The organism is Roseibium sp. M-1 (genome assembly GCF_054515675.1).
In genome coordinates this window covers 5,852,281-5,870,134 of record NZ_CM137257.1, presented here as the reverse complement: position 1 = coordinate 5,870,134, position 17,854 = coordinate 5,852,281, and the positions used below count along the sequence as shown (strand labels likewise).

Annotated in this window: 9 protein-coding genes; 7 read left to right on the top strand and 2 right to left on the bottom strand. The window is 54.9% G+C overall.

Annotated features, from left to right (window positions below):
- Positions 1-2 precede the first annotated feature (2 nt).
- The 7 genes from ACX3M4_RS26475 to traI all read left to right on the top strand — a co-directional run bounded on the left by ACX3M4_RS26475 (position 3) and on the right by traI (position 8,854).
- Complete coding sequence (locus ACX3M4_RS26475; protein ID WP_459355969.1) at positions 3-3,053, top strand: hypothetical protein; 3,051 nt, start codon at positions 3-5, stop codon at positions 3,051-3,053.
- A gap of 138 nt (positions 3,054-3,191) precedes the next feature.
- Positions 3,192-4,148, top strand: coding sequence for an ATPase, T2SS/T4P/T4SS family (locus tag ACX3M4_RS26470; protein ID WP_459355968.1), 957 nt, complete (start codon positions 3,192-3,194; stop codon positions 4,146-4,148).
- 7 nt (positions 4,149-4,155) lie between these two features.
- Positions 4,156-6,000: a type IV secretory system conjugative DNA transfer family protein gene (locus ACX3M4_RS26465; RefSeq protein ID WP_459355967.1), complete on the top strand. Its 1,845-nt coding sequence runs from the start codon at positions 4,156-4,158 to the stop codon at positions 5,998-6,000.
- Complete coding sequence (locus tag ACX3M4_RS26460) at positions 5,997-6,197, top strand: hypothetical protein (RefSeq protein WP_459355966.1); 201 nt, start codon at positions 5,997-5,999, stop codon at positions 6,195-6,197. Before ACX3M4_RS26465 ends, ACX3M4_RS26460 begins: the two co-directional genes overlap by 4 nt.
- Positions 6,198-6,252: 55 nt before the next feature.
- Positions 6,253-7,464, top strand: a complete 1,212-nt coding sequence (locus ACX3M4_RS26455) for a DUF5710 domain-containing protein (protein ID WP_459355965.1) — start codon at positions 6,253-6,255, stop codon at positions 7,462-7,464.
- Between the two features lie 83 nt (positions 7,465-7,547).
- Positions 7,548-7,793 carry a hypothetical protein gene (locus ACX3M4_RS26450; protein ID WP_459355964.1) on the top strand — a complete coding sequence of 82 codons (246 nt, stop codon included), beginning with the start codon at positions 7,548-7,550 and terminating at the stop codon, positions 7,791-7,793.
- Positions 7,790-8,854 carry a TraI/MobA(P) family conjugative relaxase gene (gene traI / locus ACX3M4_RS26445; protein WP_459355963.1) on the top strand — a complete coding sequence of 355 codons (1,065 nt, stop codon included), beginning with the start codon at positions 7,790-7,792 and terminating at the stop codon, positions 8,852-8,854. Before ACX3M4_RS26450 ends, traI begins: the two co-directional genes overlap by 4 nt.
- 79 nt (positions 8,855-8,933) lie before the next feature.
- On the opposite strand, the gene ACX3M4_RS26440 is transcribed toward traI, so the two are convergent.
- Positions 8,934-15,947, bottom strand: coding sequence for a putative Ig domain-containing protein (locus tag ACX3M4_RS26440; protein ID WP_459355962.1), 7,014 nt, complete (start codon positions 15,945-15,947; stop codon positions 8,934-8,936).
- The gene (locus ACX3M4_RS26435) at positions 15,947-16,657 is read right to left on the bottom strand and encodes a hypothetical protein (RefSeq protein ID WP_459355961.1); all 711 of its coding nucleotides are present in this window, start codon (positions 16,655-16,657) and stop codon (positions 15,947-15,949) included. Before ACX3M4_RS26435 ends, ACX3M4_RS26440 begins: the two co-directional genes overlap by 1 nt.
- Positions 16,658-17,854 lie beyond the last annotated feature (1,197 nt).

Sequence of the window (17,854 nt, the reverse complement as noted above, 5' to 3'; positions counted from 1 at the left end):
TCATGGCGTCATCGACCGCACTCACCCACGCGCAGACAGCGCCAGGCCACCAGCCTGTTACGGCTGCCGAAGATGGAAAGGTCCTGATCAAGGAAAACCTCTTCACGGTCTCTCCGGTTCTGGAAACCGAGCTATCCTCCGATACTGCGGTACCGGTCCAGCTTCAGTTCAATTCCCGGCCAAATACGGCGGAAGCAGTCAACGTTGAAGGGATCACCGCCGAGGGCTTCACCCGCAAGGTGAGTGTCAATGGCGAGGAAATCGCACAGGTCGTCGTTACCAGGCTGAAGAAAGACACAGATTTTGTCGATCTGGAGGCCAACGATTTCACCAGCCAGTTCGGTGTTGACAGCAACCGGCTCCTGCCGACCACGGCCATCTCCGTCAATGGGGACGAGGCCGAATTCGTTCAGGCCGTCACCAGGTTATCCGTAACGGACGAACAGACAGAACCGGAAAAGGATCTGGAAGACAAGCAGGACACCGCGGCGGAAGTGTCCAGTGTTGACGAAGCCGGCCCTGGTGGCGGCGAAAACCCTGTCGCCGGCGGTTACGAAACGCCTGAACGGCTTGCCCCTAAAGAAGACGACGAGGAAGAGCGTGAGCCCAACATCACCTTCAACGTCTCGACCGATGGCTGCGAACCGCAGGTTGATTTGGCCAATGGCATCGTTCGCCAAATGGCAAAATCGGAAACGCTTGAAGACGGCGTCGTCACCGAAACGGAGGCCTGTTCGCCGAACGGCATTGTCTGGAACATCCAACGAAACTATTCGGTTTGCGAGGATCTGATCGACCGGTCCAACATGGTGGCCCGTCCCCAATATGTCAGCTACTACAGCGACGAGAAGGGCGCCCGCTATGACCTGGCAGGGTGCCAGCCGGATACCTCCCTTTCTTTTGCAATCTCCGAAGGTTCGCAAACGTGCGCGCCAACCCTCGACTTCGATCGCGAAGTCGTCGAGCTCACCTCGATGCTGGCCTATCGAAACCGGTCAGGGTCCGAGGTGGTGGTTCAGTCCTGCGAAGGGAACGGCGACACCATCGAGATGGAGCGTTCATTTGGCGAGTGCGAGGACCTGGTCGATGTCAACAAGGGTGTTGCCTACCGGCAATTCAAGCTGGTTTATGCCGATGATCGCGGATCCGTCCACACGGTTCGCCAGTGTGCTCCGGCCGAAAGCGACGGCTTTGAGTTCCAGCGTGCCTATGACGACTGCAGTGTAAAGGTCGATCTGGCGGCCGGATATGCTCAGCCGCAATATTCCCTCTTCTATCTCGACCCCAATGGAACGAAGAAGGTTGTCACCCAATGTCAGGCAGATGATCAAAAGCGCTTCCCGATAGAGGAGAATGCGTCATCCTGCACCGATGTCGTGGACCTGACATCCGGATTTGCGGTGCCCCAAAGCCGCCTCGTCTTCGAAGATGGCGACGGCGTTCAGGTCGTTGTGCGGGAGTGCCAGCCATCTGAACAAACGAAATTCCAGATCACGGAACTTGATAGCGGCTGCGACGACCTTGTCGACTTTGCGAACGCTCAAGCTCATCCGCAGTTCACCCTCTCCTACACGAATGCGGCCGGAAAGAAGGAGATCGTGAGTGAATGTACACCCGATGAAACTACCTCCTATCCGCTCAACAAGAGCTATGACGGGTGTGACATTACAGTCGATTTGGTGAATGCGGTCGCAAGGCCGCAGTTCCGCTGGTCCTACCTGGACGCGGCGCTCAAGGAACATCTCGTCTCCAAATGCGCTCCGGATGCGGAAAAGTCCTATCAGGTCGAAGAAAAGCGGAACTGCACGCTCGACTTCGATTTTCTGACCGGCAAGGCCACCGTCAACACGTCCTATGTCTACAAGACGGACGAGAACGTTGAAGTCAGTGTCCGTGAATGTGCTCCGTCAGAAACGATCGACCCGATCCAGATGACGGCGGACACGTCGAACTGTTCCTTGCGTCATGATTTCGGGTCTGGCGTTTCCACGGAAATGGCCATGTGGACATATGAGGATGAGGGGCAGCTCTTCCAGGCCTCGCCATGCATCACCACAGAGACGACCTATACCCATTCCAGGGTGTTCGAGAAAAACGGCATCGATGTCTGCACACCGATCGTGGATCTGGCCAAGGGTCAGGCTGCACGCCAGTTTCGCACGGAAATTACTGTCGCCGGCCGCAGTGAAGTGATTGCGGGTTGCCAGCCCGATGAAAGTGCGATGCTGGGCATCGAGGCAACGACGGACGGCTGTGAAGATGCTGCTTCATTCGATCACGATCTGGCGGCGGGCGTGTCTTATGGCCGGGAACGGTTCTTCTATAACGTTCCAGGACAGGGCCGTGCCTATGTCACCGGCTGCAAGCGCGGAGAACAGACCTTTACCCATTCTGTCAGCCCGAACGGCTGGAAGAATGACGACGGTCGTTTGCGCGCGCAACAGCTCGTTGATGTGGCGATCAACGTGAACGGATCAGTCTACAAGATCGCCACTTCCTGGCTGCAGCCGGGAACGTCCGAAATCGCCTATTCCTTTGTGCGCAACGAAGATCAGCCCGACATGACCAAGGTCCATTATGAGGGCTGCAATCAGAAGATCCCAACCAACCGGACCGCGATCTACCGGCGTCCGGACGGATCGACGGTGAGTGTGGCGAAGGGCAACGGTCCCGTCGCTGATGGTGGTGACTTCTGCCAGCGCGTTCGGGAAACACGGATCAATCCGGGGTGGGGCATCAAAGCGTGGCTCGCAGCCGGACGTGTTTCCTTCCAGTCAGATACGGACAGTCAGTCCCATTCGAGGGGTAAGCACCAGAACGCTTATTGGGTAACGATTAAGGGTGGGAATGCGCGCATAACCTCTATTGCGAACAGCAACGCCGGTATTGTCTGCCACTTCTACTACATCAACCGCGAGGAAGAGCGGTTGAAGATCACAGAGCCGGGAACGAACCGGATTTCTTACACGACATGGTCTGGCGTGAAAGAAGTCCAAGACGGAACGCAACGCGGGTGCGGAGTAACGCAGCCGATTGGTCTCCCGCTGTCTTGATGTTCCGCAATTGAGGAACTGAAAACCGAGGGTGGAGATTACCGCTCCACCCTCCCTTCTACCTTCTCCCTTCTCCCTTCTCCCTTCTCCCTTCTCCCTTCTCCCTTCTCCCTACGTGTTCAACGAGGTTCCGCGACCATGTCCCAGGTTCTTTTGCAAAAAATCCTTGAACCACTGTCCCGGCACTACGCCGCGTCCGATGTCGTCGAGGTCCGGACCAAGGCTCCCGGCAAGCTGATCGTGGAACGCCGAGATCTGCAAAACCGTATTGTGGAAGTTGATGAACCGGATTTGACCCTGCACAGGGTCAAGACCATCTGCCGGGCATTGGCGAACATGAAGGGCCTGGAATTCGACGCGAGCTACAAGCCGCAGCTTTCCACGACCCTGCCTGGCGGCCACCGCTTCGAATGCCTTGTCGGCAACTCGGTCGTCTCAGGCCTGTCGCTGGCGATCCGCTGCAAACACCCCCACAATATCACGCTGGAAGAAATGGGATTGTCGGCCGTCATGATCGACTATCTAAAAATTGCCCTTGCCGAGCAGCGCAACATTGCAATCTCCGGATCCACCAATACCGGCAAGACCACGCTCCTCAACAACCTGCTTTCCTATCTGCCCGACAGCCGGCGGGTCGTCAGCGCCGAAGATACGCCAGAGCTCGAGGTCAGCCGCTTCTATAATGGCGTCTCGCTGCTGGCGGCCCGCGATACGACGCAGGGCGCAGGCCTCAGGACCTGGCAGCAGCTCTATGACCACAAGATGCGTATCTCGCCGGACAATATCCTCTTCGGGGAAATCTCGACACAAAACGCCTTTGCCGCCCTCAACGTCCTGAACACCGGAGCGCGCGGCTGGATGTGCACCGTGCATGCCGAAAGTGCCGAACTGGTTCCATCAAGGTTCCAGGAGAACATCAATGCGGCCGGACAGACCCTGAGCGACGCGGAAGGCTTCATGCGCCGGCTGGTGGATCTGGTGATCCACATCAAGCGGGATCCACGTGGGCAACGCTTCATCTCGGATATCTATGAGATGAAGACCGGCCGATACGTGCTGCGTGACCGGCAACCGGTCTGCGACCAAGCCGCGTGAGGATGACATGCATCTGATGCGCTTCTTTGCGGTTCTGGCCAGTTCTGCTCTTGCGGGCGTGACGCTGATCGGCTGGCATTATTATCTCGATTTCAATCCCCTGCAGGCCGACTGGTGGAACTGGCTGAAGGCCTTCTGGCTTGAGACCGGCAGCTTCCCGCCGGAAATCTTGCATCCGGCCTATGGCGGCTTGTCTGCCTTTGTCGCGCTCATGTTTGTCGGCGCTGCTGTCTCTTCTGGCGCCAGGTCCGAGACGATCTTTGGTGGCCGGAAACAGAAGGACATCCATGGCACCGCCCGTTGGGCCGATATCCGGGACGTCAAGGACAGCGGCCTTCTTTCCGAGAAAGGCGTTGTCGTCGGCGGCTGGCCGACCCGCACCGGTACAAAGATGCTGCGCCACGATGGTCCAGAGCATGTCCTGGCTTTTGCCCCGACCCGTTCCGGCAAGGGGGTCGGCCTGGTGCTGCCCACCTTGCTCTCCTGGGAAGAGTCGGCGCTTGTGCTCGACATCAAGGGCGAAAACTTTGCGCTCACCGCCGGCTGGCGGGCCTCGCATAGCCATAGGATCTACCGCTTCGATCCGGCCGCGGATCGCGGCTCAGTCAAATACAATCCACTCGCGGAAGTGCGGGTCGGTACCGATCACGAGATCGCCGACTGTCAGAACATTGCAATCATGATCATTGATCCGGACGGCACTGGCCTGAAAGACTTCTGGATGCAGGAAGGTTATGGCTGGCTCTGCACCGCGATCCTGCATGTTCTCTACCTGATCAAAAAGTCAGAAAACCGCACCGCGACGCTCGCCGATGTGCGTGCCTTCATGTCGATCGGCGACGACGAGGATTCGAAATCTGCGGGAGAAAAGGCCCTCGCCGCCGCCGCGAAATCTGCCTTCGAAGACAAGGAAGACGACAGCTTCGACCGGCTGTTGCAGGACATGGAGCGCTATGAGCACGGGCGGGACGTCGTCAACGACGAGGTACGTCTTGGTGCGGCCCGCATGCGCAAGCGATCTTCCAACGAGCGCTCCGGCGTTCACTCGACCGGCACGTCGCAGCTTGCGCTCTACAGCGATCCGATTGTGGCGCGCAACATATCGGAATCCGATTTCCGCATCACTGAACTGATGAATGGCGAGAAGCCGGCAACCCTCTATATCGTCATCCCTCCATCCGACATCGCCCGATTGCGGCCACTGGTGCGGATCCTGCTCAACCAGTTTCTGACCCGCCTTACCTCTCACATGGCGTTCGAGGGCGGCCGGTCGGTGAAGCATTACAAACACCGCATGCTCTTGATGCTCGACGAGTTCACCTCCGTTGGCAAACTGGAGATCTTTGAGAAGGCGATCGCCTTCATGGCGGGCTACGGGCTGAAGGCCTTTGTCATCGTCCAAGACCTGACGCAGCTGCAGAAGGCCTATGGCCGGGAACAGTCGATTGTCTCCAATTGCCACGTTCGGATCGCCTATGCGCCGAACACCATGGAGACGGCCAGGGTTCTGTCCGACATGGCGGGCAAGACCACGCTGGTTCAGAGGAAGACTTCCGCCAGCCGCACGACTGGCCGGGTAGGCACCAACTATTCTGAAACCTTGAGCGAAGTCGCGCGCCCGCTGCTGACGCCGGACGAGTGCATGTCGCTGCCGGGGATCCAGACAGGCACCGGCGGCAAGGTCACCCGGGCCGGCGACATGCTGATCTTTGTCGCCGGGCGCCCCGCCATCTATGGCCGCCAGGTTCTCTATTTCCAGAACGAGGAAATGCAGTCCCGGGCCAGGATCCCGATCGCTTGCCCTACGTCTATTCCCTCTCTCCCCCCTATCAATGGAAAGGCAGCGCCATGAAGATCAGTGAAGTCATCGCAACCCTCATGAAGATCCACGAGGAGTTCGGCGACCTGGAGATAACGGGCGGAACACTCTCCAGCGAAGTGCCGCTGCAGAGGATCTCCGTCACGGACGCATCCGGGCGCGAAATCTGGCCAAAGGCGCCACTCCATTTGACCGGCCGGTTCGACGTCGATGGCGTCTACCTCGACTGATTGTCCGCCTTTTTCCGTCCAATCCCTGCTTTCCTTCAATCGGAGTTTCGCCGACATGGCCGACACCAAACCCATCGAAAAGATCTATCTCTCCGTTCCCTACGACCAGCGCGAAACAGCCAAGGCGGCCGGAGCACTCTGGGACAAAAAACAGAAAGCCTGGTTCGCCAAGGGAGCGGATGTTCCGGACGGATTGAAGGATTTTCTGCCGTCGAACCCGCCGGAGCGCCCTCTCGAGGATCCAAGAACCGCGTTTGGGCAATTCCTGCGCGACAATGGCGCCGACCTGCAGGTCTCACCGGAAATGGATGGCAAGTGGCACCGTGTTGCACTTGCCGGCGACGGCAAGGTAACCAACGCCAGCTACCGGGGCTTTCTGGACGGTGTCCCGAACGGCCAGTTCAAGAACTTCAAGGGAGGTGAGGAACCTTTGCAGTGGACCGGCAGAGGCGACGCCCTCTCTTTGGAAGAGAAGCAACGGTTGTTGGCCGAGGCGGCGCAGAACCGCGAAATCCGGGAGCGCGAGCGGGCAAAGGATCAGGAGATCGCTGCCAAACGTGCCTTCGGCATCTGGACGAATCTGAAGACCTGGGCGACCCCGGCAAACTGTCCTTATCTCGCCAGGAAAAATGTCCGCGGCTACGGCGTGAAGCTTTCTGAGGATGGCCGCATGGTCATTCCACTTCGCGACGATACCGGCCGGATCTGGTCCCTGCAGTTTGTCGGTGATGAAAAAACCTATCTGAAACATGGCCGCAAGGACGGGCTCTATCACACCATCGATCCGAACAAGGATCTGGAGAGCACCCCCGAGAAAGGCGACAGACTGACGGTCATCGTCGGTGAAGGCTATGCCACCGGTGCCGATGTCCATAACGCCACGAACTTGCCGACCTTCGTTGCCTTTGACGGCGACAACCTGGTTGCGACCGCAAAGGCGGTTCGCGAGCGATATCCCACTTCCAACATCCTGATCGCCGCCGATGACGATCATCATCTGCCCCAAAGAACACCGCCCCTTCCGAACAAGGGTTTGAAGTGTGCCTGGGCTGCGGCCGAGGCTGTTGGCGGCAAGGTTCTGGCTCCAAGCTTCACGCCTGCAGAAAAGGATCGCGGGGCGACCGACTGGAACGATCTGAAACAACACCGGGGGGAGAAGGGTCTTCTGACAGCACTGCGGGAATCCTTCGCGCAGATGCAGCGCGAGCATGTCCGCAGCGTGGGTAAGGACAAGGGCTTGGAGCGGCAGTTGGAGATGTCCCGTTGAAACGGCCGAAGCGTGTCCAGTTGATCACATACCTGGATCCGGACATTCACCAACGGATCGTGTCCCATGCGAAAAGAACAAACATGTCCGTTTCAAAGGTGGCGGAACGCATTCTCCAGTCCGGCAAATATCCGGATCGATCTCTGGAACAGTCAATTCTGAGGCTATTGCAGGTGAATGCCGACCAGGCCCGTCTCGGCAATTTGCTCTTGAAAGGCATGAACGAAGCTGCCGACGGTCATCTGGTCCGGCAAATGCAATCGCTGTTGAGAGAGGTCCGGCAAACGCAAGTCGAGATCAAGGCCCGCATTACGGATCTGAAGCCGTGATTGCGAAGAAGACGTCTATCAAGCGGGCGCGCGGCGCGACCGCCCTCGCGAAATACATCGCCAGTGCGAAGGAAAAGGGAGAAAAGCTGGATCAGTTCTGGCTTTCCAACTGCAACGCCGGCGAAGGTTTGGAGGACCTGGACACTGCAATCGCGGAGATCCGCGCAACGCAAGCGCTCAACCAGCGCAGCAAGGCCGATCCGAACTATCACCTGGTTGTTTCGTTCGCAGAGGGAGAAAAGCCGGACCTCGATGTTTTGAAAGATATCGAGCTGGAATTCGCGAAAGCCCTCGGCCTGGAAGCTCATCAGCGTGTTGTGGGCACCCACATCAACACAGAGAACTTCCACATGCACATCCAGTTCAACCTGGTCCACCCGGAAACGTTCCGGATGCATGCGCCTTTCCGTGACTTCCAGATCCTTCAGTCCACTGCCGCAATGCTGGAAAAGAAGCACGGCCTGCAGGTGGTTCAGGGCCGCGGCCAGGACAACGAGCGCCTGAACCAGAAAGCCCGGGACAAGGAAGCCAGTTCCTGGGAGCAGTCCTTCTCGGGATACCTCAAAGAGCACAAGGACGCCCTTCTGCAGATCCATCGTCGTGCCGGCTCCTGGGATGAATTACATGATGGCTTCGCGCTCTACGGGGTAGAGCTTCGGAAACGCGGGAACGGCTTTGTCTTTCGGGACATCGCGACCGGCACGATGGAAAAGGCCAGCATGGTTGACCGCGACCTCTCGCGAAAAAAGCTGGAAGACAAATTCGGCCCGTTCGAGCCGAACAATAAATCGGACACGCGCCAGACCAAGGACAGGTACCGGCGCCGGCCACTCGATCCGCGTTTGGAACGGCATCCTGCCTGGAAGCGAATGACAACCGGTCAGCCGGGCAGGCAGTTGTCCTGGAGGCGTTTTCTGGAGCAACAGGCCGGTGTCGACGCTGAAGCGCGCGAGGCGCTCGAGCTTCAGAAATCCTACCTGCGGATTATTTCGGGACAGGATCCGAAAAAGATCCGCACCCGCCAGATCCGCCCTCGAAAGTCCAAGGCAATCTTACGTTGATAGCGGTTGGGCTTGATTGGCGGCATTAACATCGAGTGACCGAGTGGAGAGTTGAACCCTCTCCACTCGGGTTTTGCCTTTAGAAGATAAAATCGCCGTGCTCGAGCTTGGCTGTAAAATTCTCGAGCTTCATGTTGAAGGGCGAGTTGAGGACCTCGATATAGGTGTCCCCGCCATAGCTATAGATACTCAGATCGTCGTAGCTGAGACCGAGAGCCGAGATGTCGATCCTGTCGTGGCCGAGGTCGAAGTCGGCGATGACATCTGTTCCCGATCCGGCGCTGTCGCTTGCGTCGTTGAAGACAAAGACATCGCTATCTTCCAACGCGGTCCGCGACCAGATGTTACCGTCGGCATCCGTCACCACCAGGTCGGTCTTGCCGTCCCCGTCCCTGTCGGCAAAACCGAACGAAAGGTCGCCGCCGAGTATCACATCTGCGAGGTTGCCGCTCTCTGTCCAGTCGACCAGTTGCGGGCTGTTACCGCCGGATATCAGCACCGTGTCGCTAACACGTCCGCCCTCGTCCCGGATCGCCGTAAGTGCATAGAGCGTCGTCGCAATGTCCACGCTGGTGTCGCTGGTATAAGCCACCGCCCCGTTGCGTAGGTACTGGATTGTGCCATCGGCAAGACGCTCGACCGACAGCGTGTCCCCGGTCACATAGGTCCCGACGTGGGTAACGAACTGGCCGTTTTCCCAAATCTGCAGTTGCGTGTCGTTCGGAAGGAGGAAGGCGAAGTCGATGCTCGCGTCCGACTGGCTGCCTTCGGCGGAAAGGCCGATGGAGAATGTCGCCCCGACCTGGGCGACCATCGTTTCCATGGAACCGGCGCCGGTGAAACCGGTCGTCGAAGCGGCAACTGCGTTTGTCCAATCCTCACCGCCAGCGATCTTCTCGATGGCATTGTTGGTCGAGACGCTGCCATAGACGGAAATGTTTTCGACATGGTTCGCGTTCGAGAACCCGCCGCCCTCGTAACCGAGTTGCGTCCAGATCTCTCCGGACTGCGACACATGGACGATGTCATCGACACCGTCGTTGTCGAGATCAACCAGCGTCGAGACGATGCCGCCCGCCTCGGCAAGTTTGACCACCGGCCCTGTCGTCTCCCAGGTCACCATGACAGGAGCGGCGGCACCGGCCGTTAGGCTTGTGCTCTCGAAGCGGCTGCCGTTGGTATAGAACGAGCCATCCGCGCTCAGGGACGTTTCCACCGGCACGGTCGTGCCACTGGTATAGACGACAGTCCCATTGCGCAGGTACTGCATGGTACCGTCCGACAACCTTTCCAGTGTCAACACGTCGCCGACGAAATATTCGTCTAGCGTCGCCCGATGCTGTCCGTCCTCGATGATTTGCAGATATCCGTCTGCGGCCAGATAGAAGGCAAAATCGATGCTATCGCCACTCACTTCCGCCGGGTCTGCCGACAAGCCGATCGCCGCGTAGCGGTCAGTGTGGGCGACGATGGTCGACAGCGATCCGGCACCAGTAAAGCTTTCCTGCGAATAGACGCCGGCATTGTACCCGTTCCAGGCCCCTGCCGCAGTGTCCCGCTTTTCAACGGTATTGAAGCGAATATCGCTGGCAGATGCAGCCACCTGTGCCGGCAGACTGTAACCTCCCGGAACCGCCGCAAACACATGCGCGTCGCCATTGACGAAGTTCGAACCGCCGGTAAGCCTGTCACCTCCAATGCCGCCGACAAGAATATCGTCGCCAGCGCCGCCGGAAATGACATCGTTACCTCCGAGACCGAAGATCGTATTGCTGGCGGCCGTTCCGGCGAGCGTATCGTCGCCCCCGGTCCCGGTAACTTCATGCGCCTTTTGCTCAAGGGTCGCAAAGTCCCAGATGGTGCCGTTGGCAAATCTAACCTGATCGATGCGCGAGCCGATATTTTCCGGCCCGAGTTGGTTCGTCAGCGTGATGACCTCACCCGTCGACGAGACGGTGACGGTTATATGGCTGTCCCAATCAGGATGGATACCGATGGCAACGTCCTCCGGCTGTACATCGACCAGATAGAGTTCATCCGTATCGCCGTCATCCGCCAAGACACCAAAGGTGTCATTGCCGTCTCCTGTGCGCCACAGGAAGGTATCGCTCCCGCGCGCACTGTTGATGTCGTCATCGCCTTTGCGCCCATCGATCACGTCGTCGGCGTCGCTCAGCCACAGCTGATCCACGTCGTCGGTGCCGGTCCAGGTGGCGACCGGGATGGACTGTCCCGAGCCGACCGTCAGGTCGAATATGTCTTCCGCAGTCGCCACTCCATCGAACGCGACAACCTTCAGCGACAGAGTTCCGGCCGTTCCCTGAGGTGGTGTACCGGAGAAAGTCCGCGTTGCTGCGTCGAAGCTGAGCCAGGCTGGCAGCGTCGAGCCATCGGAGAGCGTTGCGCTGTAACTCAGCGCATCGCCGTCAATATCGGAGAATGCATCCACAGGAACCGTGAAGCTCCAGGCCGTACCTTCCGTGCCCGCCTGATCCGCAATCTCACTGGCAACGACAGGCGCCGAGTTTTCGGCATCGGCCACCACAGCGAGTGTGCCGCTGAGCTGCCAGGATACGAGCGCTGGATCGCTACCGTTCGACGACATAACCGTATTGGCAATACGGCTGCCTTCTTCGAACAAGGACAGGTGAGCAAAAAGCTTGATGGCCGGGTCGACGCTGGCGGAGCTCGTGTAGAAGACCGTTTCGTTCTTCAGATATTGCAGCGTACCGTCAGACAAGCGCTCGATCGTAAAGCGATCACCGTCTTCATAAGCGCCAAACGTGGCCACAAATGTGCCGTTCTCGCGGATCCGAACCTCGTCACCACCGCTTAGCCAAATGTAATAGTCGATCGAGCTGTCGTGGTGACTGCCCTCGACCGAGACACCAATATCGACGTTCTTGGTTGCATCCACGATGGTCGACTGGACAAAACCAGCGCCTGTAAATCCTTCCACAGAGGCTGCAATCCCGTTGAACCAGTCTGCGCCGCCCGAAACCTTCACTATTGTATTGCCCGATCCGGGCGCGACCGGCGGAGCCACTTCGGCCATGTTGCCGGTGAGCTGCCAGTTGACGAGTTGAGGTGTGCTGCCACCCGAAGAGATCAGCGTCTCGCCGACGCGGGTACCTTCCTCGAACAGCGAGACATCCACATGCAGGGCTACATTCGGATCGCTTTGGGCGCTACTGGTGTAGAGCAGTCCACCATTCTTCAGATAGCGGACCGTCCCATCCTCAAGCCGTTCGACGACAAAGACATCACCAGCGACATAGGTTCCGGCATCCGTGACATATTCGTTGTTCTCGCGGATTTCTACGGTACCGTCGCCCTTGAGCCAGATGTAGTAGTCGATCGTGCCGTCGAGTTGGCTTCCGTCCGCCGACAGGCCGATATCCAGCGACTTGTTGTCCTGGACGGCCGTCGACTGGATGTAACCGGCACCTGTGAACCCTTGCACGGAAGCCGCGTGCCCGGTTCCCCAACTGTCACCGCCAGCCACTTTCTCGATGGTATTCCAGGTTCCGGCGCTTTCCGGTGCGATCACCAGATCGAAGACATCGGCCACCGAAGTCTCACCGTCAGAGGCAACAACCCTCAGAGACAAGATGCCGTGGAAATCCTGCGGCGGTGTGCCGGAGAAGGTGCGCGTCGCCGCATCGAAGCTGAGCCATGCCGGCAGGGACGAGCCATCGGCGAGCGTCGTGCTGAAGTCGAGCGTGTCCCCGTCAACATCGGAGAAAGCATCTACAGGAACGGTAAAGCTCCAAGCAGAGTTCTCACTTGCTTCTTGGTCTGCGACGACATTCGTGACAATCGGCGCGTCGTTGACGGGGTCAATGACCAAGTCGAAAATGTCTTCTGCCGAAGCAATGCCGTCGGAGGCAATGACTTTCAGGGAAAGGGTGCCGTTGAAATCCTGTGGCGGCGTGCCGGAGAAGGTGCGGGTGCCCGCATCAAAGCTTAGCCACGACGGGAGAGCTGAGTGGTCCGCCAAAACAGCGCTAAAGGTCAGTGTGTCCCCATTCGCGTCGCTGAACGCATCGGAAGGAACCGTGAAGCTCCAGGACGCATCTTCAATGCCCACCTGATCTGCAATCGCGTTTGCAACTACAGGAGATTGATTGGTCGAGACAAAGGCATCAGCCGCTGCTTCTATTTCTGCACGATCCCAATAGTCCCGGCCGCCGGTAGCATCGTTTCCGGTGAAGTTCACATATTCAATGCCTTCAACGGTTGTTGAGAATTGGTTTTCGATGAGTACTGTTTCGCCACTCGCCAAAATCGTGATGAGCAGATCCGCGCCACCAGTTCCCGCCTTCTGAAAACTAACATCATTAGTCGACAGGTTTAGAAGTACCAGGCCATCTTCTTCATTCGCCGGACCTTCTTCCCGGATCGTGTCGTGTCCAGAGCCAACCATAAATTGGTAGGTGTCGTTGCCGGTCCCGCCGATAAGGAGATCATTCCCCGCTTGAGCCAGGGCGGAACCTATCTGAGCATCGCCGTTGAGAACGTCATCTCCCGAACCTCCGACAATCGTGTCGTCGCCTGCGCCGCCGAATAATTGATCATTGCCGTCACCACCGTTGATGTCATCGGTGCCTGACCCGCCATCAATGAAATCATCGCCTGCATCGCCATTCAGCGTATCGTTTCCGCTGTCGCCGGAAATCGTGTCGTCGCCCCCTTCACCGGAGATCGCGTCGTCGCCTGTTCCGCCCGACAAAAAGTCGGCTTGCAGAGAACCTAGGACAATATCGTTTCCACCGTTCCCAGCGTAGTCCACACCCTCACCAGGTGTTCCCGAGTTCGAGAAATCCTCGTTGTCGCCCTGCTCGGAACCTTGAGCCGGTAATTCCAGGAAAATACCAAAATCACCGTTCTCAAAATTTTCGATGACGAAACGGGCGTGAAATCCAATCAGAGCCCCTTCATCGGTAGGATACCTTGCATGAAACTTCTCGCCAAAATTATTGTAGGTCGAGAACCCATACAAATTTCCATCTTCGAAATAGACAAAGCCGTCAGAATTGCCTGCCAGTCCGCCGGAGCCATTGAGCAGATGAATACTCTGGCTTCCTCTGGCCCTTTCGTAAGTTCCGTTTGAGAATTCGTCGACGACATCGACAATCGCATAGCTGCCTAAGTCCGGAACGTATCCCCAGCGAGACGTGTCAACAAAGATCTGACCATCGCCTGAGCTGTCCGAAATGACATCAATGGCCGTATAGGAACCAATATCGATACCTTTAGTGAAGTATTGGCTATTCTGGTAGTCTTCGAAAATGACAACATCAAAGAACCCAGAGAATGAACCTGAGTAGCTGTCATATTGAGCAGTTTGTTCAAGCGCTGCATCTACGCTCTCATTGATGCCAATGAGGTAGATATCATCGCCAGCACCACCCTCGAGGCGGTCACTTACATTGTCGTCAAAAAACGCCCGATCCTCCCACACCTCCCGTTCGAGTAGTGCCAAATCTTCAAGGTTGTTGATTGCGGAGGAGCCATCGAGAGTGTCATTACCCTGACCTCCAAGAAGGATGTCTTTGCCCTTTCCTCCAAACAGGAGATCGTCACCATCGCCAGCGAGCACTAAATCGTCGCCCTCACCGACCAGAACAACATCACTCACAGCCCCGACTGCTCCAAAGGCTCCTGTGAAGATGAAATCGTCTTGCTTAGACCCAACAATCGAGTCCGAGTTTGCGGTGCCAAAAAACGCCGTTAGGACGTCACTTTCTTGGAGTTCCCAAGAGCCTCCGAAACCTGTTCCAAATAAAAACTTATCGATGTTTCCGCCAAACTCATCACCACACCAATCTGCCAAATAAGGTTCAATAGACACTCCCAGCCAATCCTGAAGGACAGCCAAAAAGGAGTCTCCATCAAAATTCTCAACATTTGGAATTCCGCCAGCTGCGCTCAACACATCTGTCGTAAAATTATAAGCAAGCAGATTTAATTCTTCATCGTAGCTAACCAAATTGTACGAAGATAAATCATCAATTTTATTAAGCGCAAGTGCGACAGAATATTGCGTTATTGTGTTCGCAAGCTGCCGGAGTAGCGCAGCTTGGAGGTCTCCAGTAGCTGGCTGTGGGTTATAACCGAAAGTCGAGATTTCTGCTGCAAAGGCCTCACCGAAATCGTTTCCATCGTCGTACCAGGACGCTAATGCTGCGTTCCCCGATATCGTCGCTCCTTGTTGCGTCGCAGAATACGCCAACTTAGACATCATAACAGAATTTGGATCTGATTGGTCGGTTGCTTCTATTTCCAATGCAGACGAATTTGCCGAGTCAAATAAGCTTTCAAAGATGTATTTTTCCACTGCAACCCAGTTACGATGACTAACCTGCGATGCGCTTTCCGCAAATTGTCGAATCGCTAGTAGCGACATGCTGTGCCGTGTCACCGCGCCAAGTTCAACGCTGTCTGACAGTGAAAGCTGATCTACCGGCGTTTCTTGAAAGATACGGATCGTTTCGAGTAACTCGCCTTCTATTGCGACACCCGAAATCTTACTGGTATCGATTGGTAAAGGAGACTCGCCACCATAAACCAAATTTCGTAGCTGCTGAACCTGTTCATAATTTTCAGAACCTAGAGGTGGAGTGCTGTCGGCATGTAGGTAGAGACTTTGAGCAGCAGCCTCGAAAGGTTCGTTGTCAAATATTACTGCCTTTTCACCAAATATTGCCCCGATAAAGCCAGCAAGTCCACCACCAAGTGAATGACCTGTTAACGTAATATTGGCGTGCGGATAAAGATCAACTACACTGTTATAGAAATCAATAGCTGATTTGATTTGTGAGGCACTGAAAACTCCAGCGCCAAATAGCCAGCCATGCACCATATCGTCAAGCAATTGGCCGCCACCAGCGAAATCCGTCCCTCTAAATGAAATAACTATCTCACCGCCTACATCGTAAACAGACGCGTCGAAACCAACGTCAATGGATTCCGTTGGAACGGGAACTTCAACTTTGTTATAAACTATCGGCAAACCTTTAATGTCTGGGCGGTCGCCGCGAGAGTAACTATCCATTGCCATAATGGCGTAATCAAGAACTGTGTTCGTCATCATTCTTTCCTTGAAAAATAGCCATACTTTAGTGTTTCAGACAGATTTGGGTTCGCTGATCCCAAAAAATTTGGCGACAATCTCTTTTCTCTGTCTGTTGATAGCCAAGGTAGGTGGGCTTTTATATTATAAGTTACTGGTTCAGACGTAATATTGATCTTTGCATCAACAAATCGAACGTGTTCCTTGTAATGCGTCGGTAATTGGTTTGGGAAGATTCTTTCTACAGAAGTTGGATCATTCTCATCTCTGAAACGGACCATTAGTGGTAAAGAATGTTCGGGTACATCACATTGCCCTGAAACTTGCCCAATCATTCGAACATATTCATTCCAGTTCCTATCGCCCCGCTGTTCTTTCAGTTTACATGCAGACGAAACGAGAAAGTCGAATCTACCCTTAGTAGCAAAGGTATACGTGCCGTCTGGAGTCGGACTTGTCATCAAGACATACACCGCCCCATAGCCTGGCAGATTTACCCGGACGGCCTCACCGAACGTCCACCATTCAGCCCTTACTTGACCTAAACCGTAAACGCGTTCCACGACCAGTTTTTGTACGGCGCCACCAGTTATTGGAACACCGTCAACTTCGAATGTGACATCTAGTCGATAGTGAATAACGGAATGTGGGAAATAGTGCTTCCAAGCCACAAATAACCCAATGAAGCTAACAACAAGGGTTATAGAAAATTTTACAGGGATTTTCACCGGACGATTCCTCTGACATCTCCAAGGAGTAATCGGGAGAGTTTTCTCGCCATATTTTTTCACTACTAGCTCACGTGGTTAGCAAGCCAAACGAACTGGGTAAGCGAGCCTGGTTGCAACATTTTTGGAGCGGTTGTTTGTTAGCGAGAGTACAGTCGAGTTCGAAGGGTTTATGAGATCACTGGGCAAAAAGCAAATAGTACTAAGAGCATAAAAGTATTTGAAATCAGCTTCTTGAACACATTCTTTGCATGCATCTGATGGAGCCCATACGCAACGAGAAATTCGCACTTGCCGCTACTGAGTTGTAAGTGCCTCAAATTACATGTCTAACGAATTTTTACAAGAGCATATTGGTATGCCCACAACCTTGATTATAGATCTTAGATATCAATCTAGGTAAGTCATCCGAAAAATTCAGAACGCTGTTGATCTACCGATTCTAAGGTTTTTGGCAGCTTGGGCAACAGATGTTCCGGTTGACCTGCTCCCCCGATTGTCCGCGTTTATAAGTTAGCTCTGTTCACTTTGTTAGCCTGTGTTATTTTGATGTGTCATTCATGAGCTTCTCGAGATGAAGGTATATGTCCGAAAAAGAGTTCACGGTTATCAAGACCAACTCATCTTTGCGATAGGCGCGGGAATTACTTGTGTCGTTGTGAAATTTTATTAATATAATCAATTTGTTGATATTTAAATTGTAAAAAATTCGCGCATTACAATTTCGTTCTACGTAGTCTAAAAAACCACCTCTCCTGAAGTGAATATAGTTTGGACCTTCTAGAAATTTTTGGCGCTTATTGCCGTCCATGAATCCGCAGAAACCCGGATATTTTTTCTCGAGATCGTACGAAACTCTCGTCAGATTTAGAAAACTGTTATTTATTTTGTAACTTAAGAATTGTGCTTTGTTCTTATTATATTCATCGAATATTACCTCACTGAGATGTTGGGGATTACTTAAAATTCTCGAGATAATTGAGCTATCTATTCGTATATGATTTTTTGTGTCTTCTTGAGAGAGTGCACCGCCTGCAAACGATAAAAGAAATGTAGCTGTGAGAGTTATGCGGTAATTTCTGATTCTTTTTAACAGGTTCATGATAGACACACTATCCACCAAGTATTTCCCTTTTCGTAGAGCGCTCGATAGCGTTTAGATTTTAAAATTATCAGACTGTTTACTTCTCATTTGCC

Bases quoted from the DNA above. Each gene is read 5' to 3' on its own strand.
- ACX3M4_RS26440 (WP_459355962.1), bottom strand. From the start codon at position 15,947: ATGACGAACACAGTTCTTGATTACGCCATTATGGCAATGGATAGTTAC.
- ACX3M4_RS26465 (WP_459355967.1), top strand. From the start codon at position 4,156: ATGCATCTGATGCGCTTCTTTGCGGTTCTGGCCAGTTCTGCTCTTGCG.
- ACX3M4_RS26460 (WP_459355966.1), top strand. From the start codon at position 5,997: ATGAAGATCAGTGAAGTCATCGCAACCCTCATGAAGATCCACGAGGAG.
- ACX3M4_RS26455 (WP_459355965.1), top strand. From the start codon at position 6,253: ATGGCCGACACCAAACCCATCGAAAAGATCTATCTCTCCGTTCCCTAC.
- ACX3M4_RS26475 (WP_459355969.1), top strand. From the start codon at position 3: ATGGCGTCATCGACCGCACTCACCCACGCGCAGACAGCGCCAGGCCAC.
- ACX3M4_RS26450 (WP_459355964.1), top strand. From the start codon at position 7,548: ATGTCCGTTTCAAAGGTGGCGGAACGCATTCTCCAGTCCGGCAAATAT.
- ACX3M4_RS26470 (WP_459355968.1), top strand. From the start codon at position 3,192: ATGTCCCAGGTTCTTTTGCAAAAAATCCTTGAACCACTGTCCCGGCAC.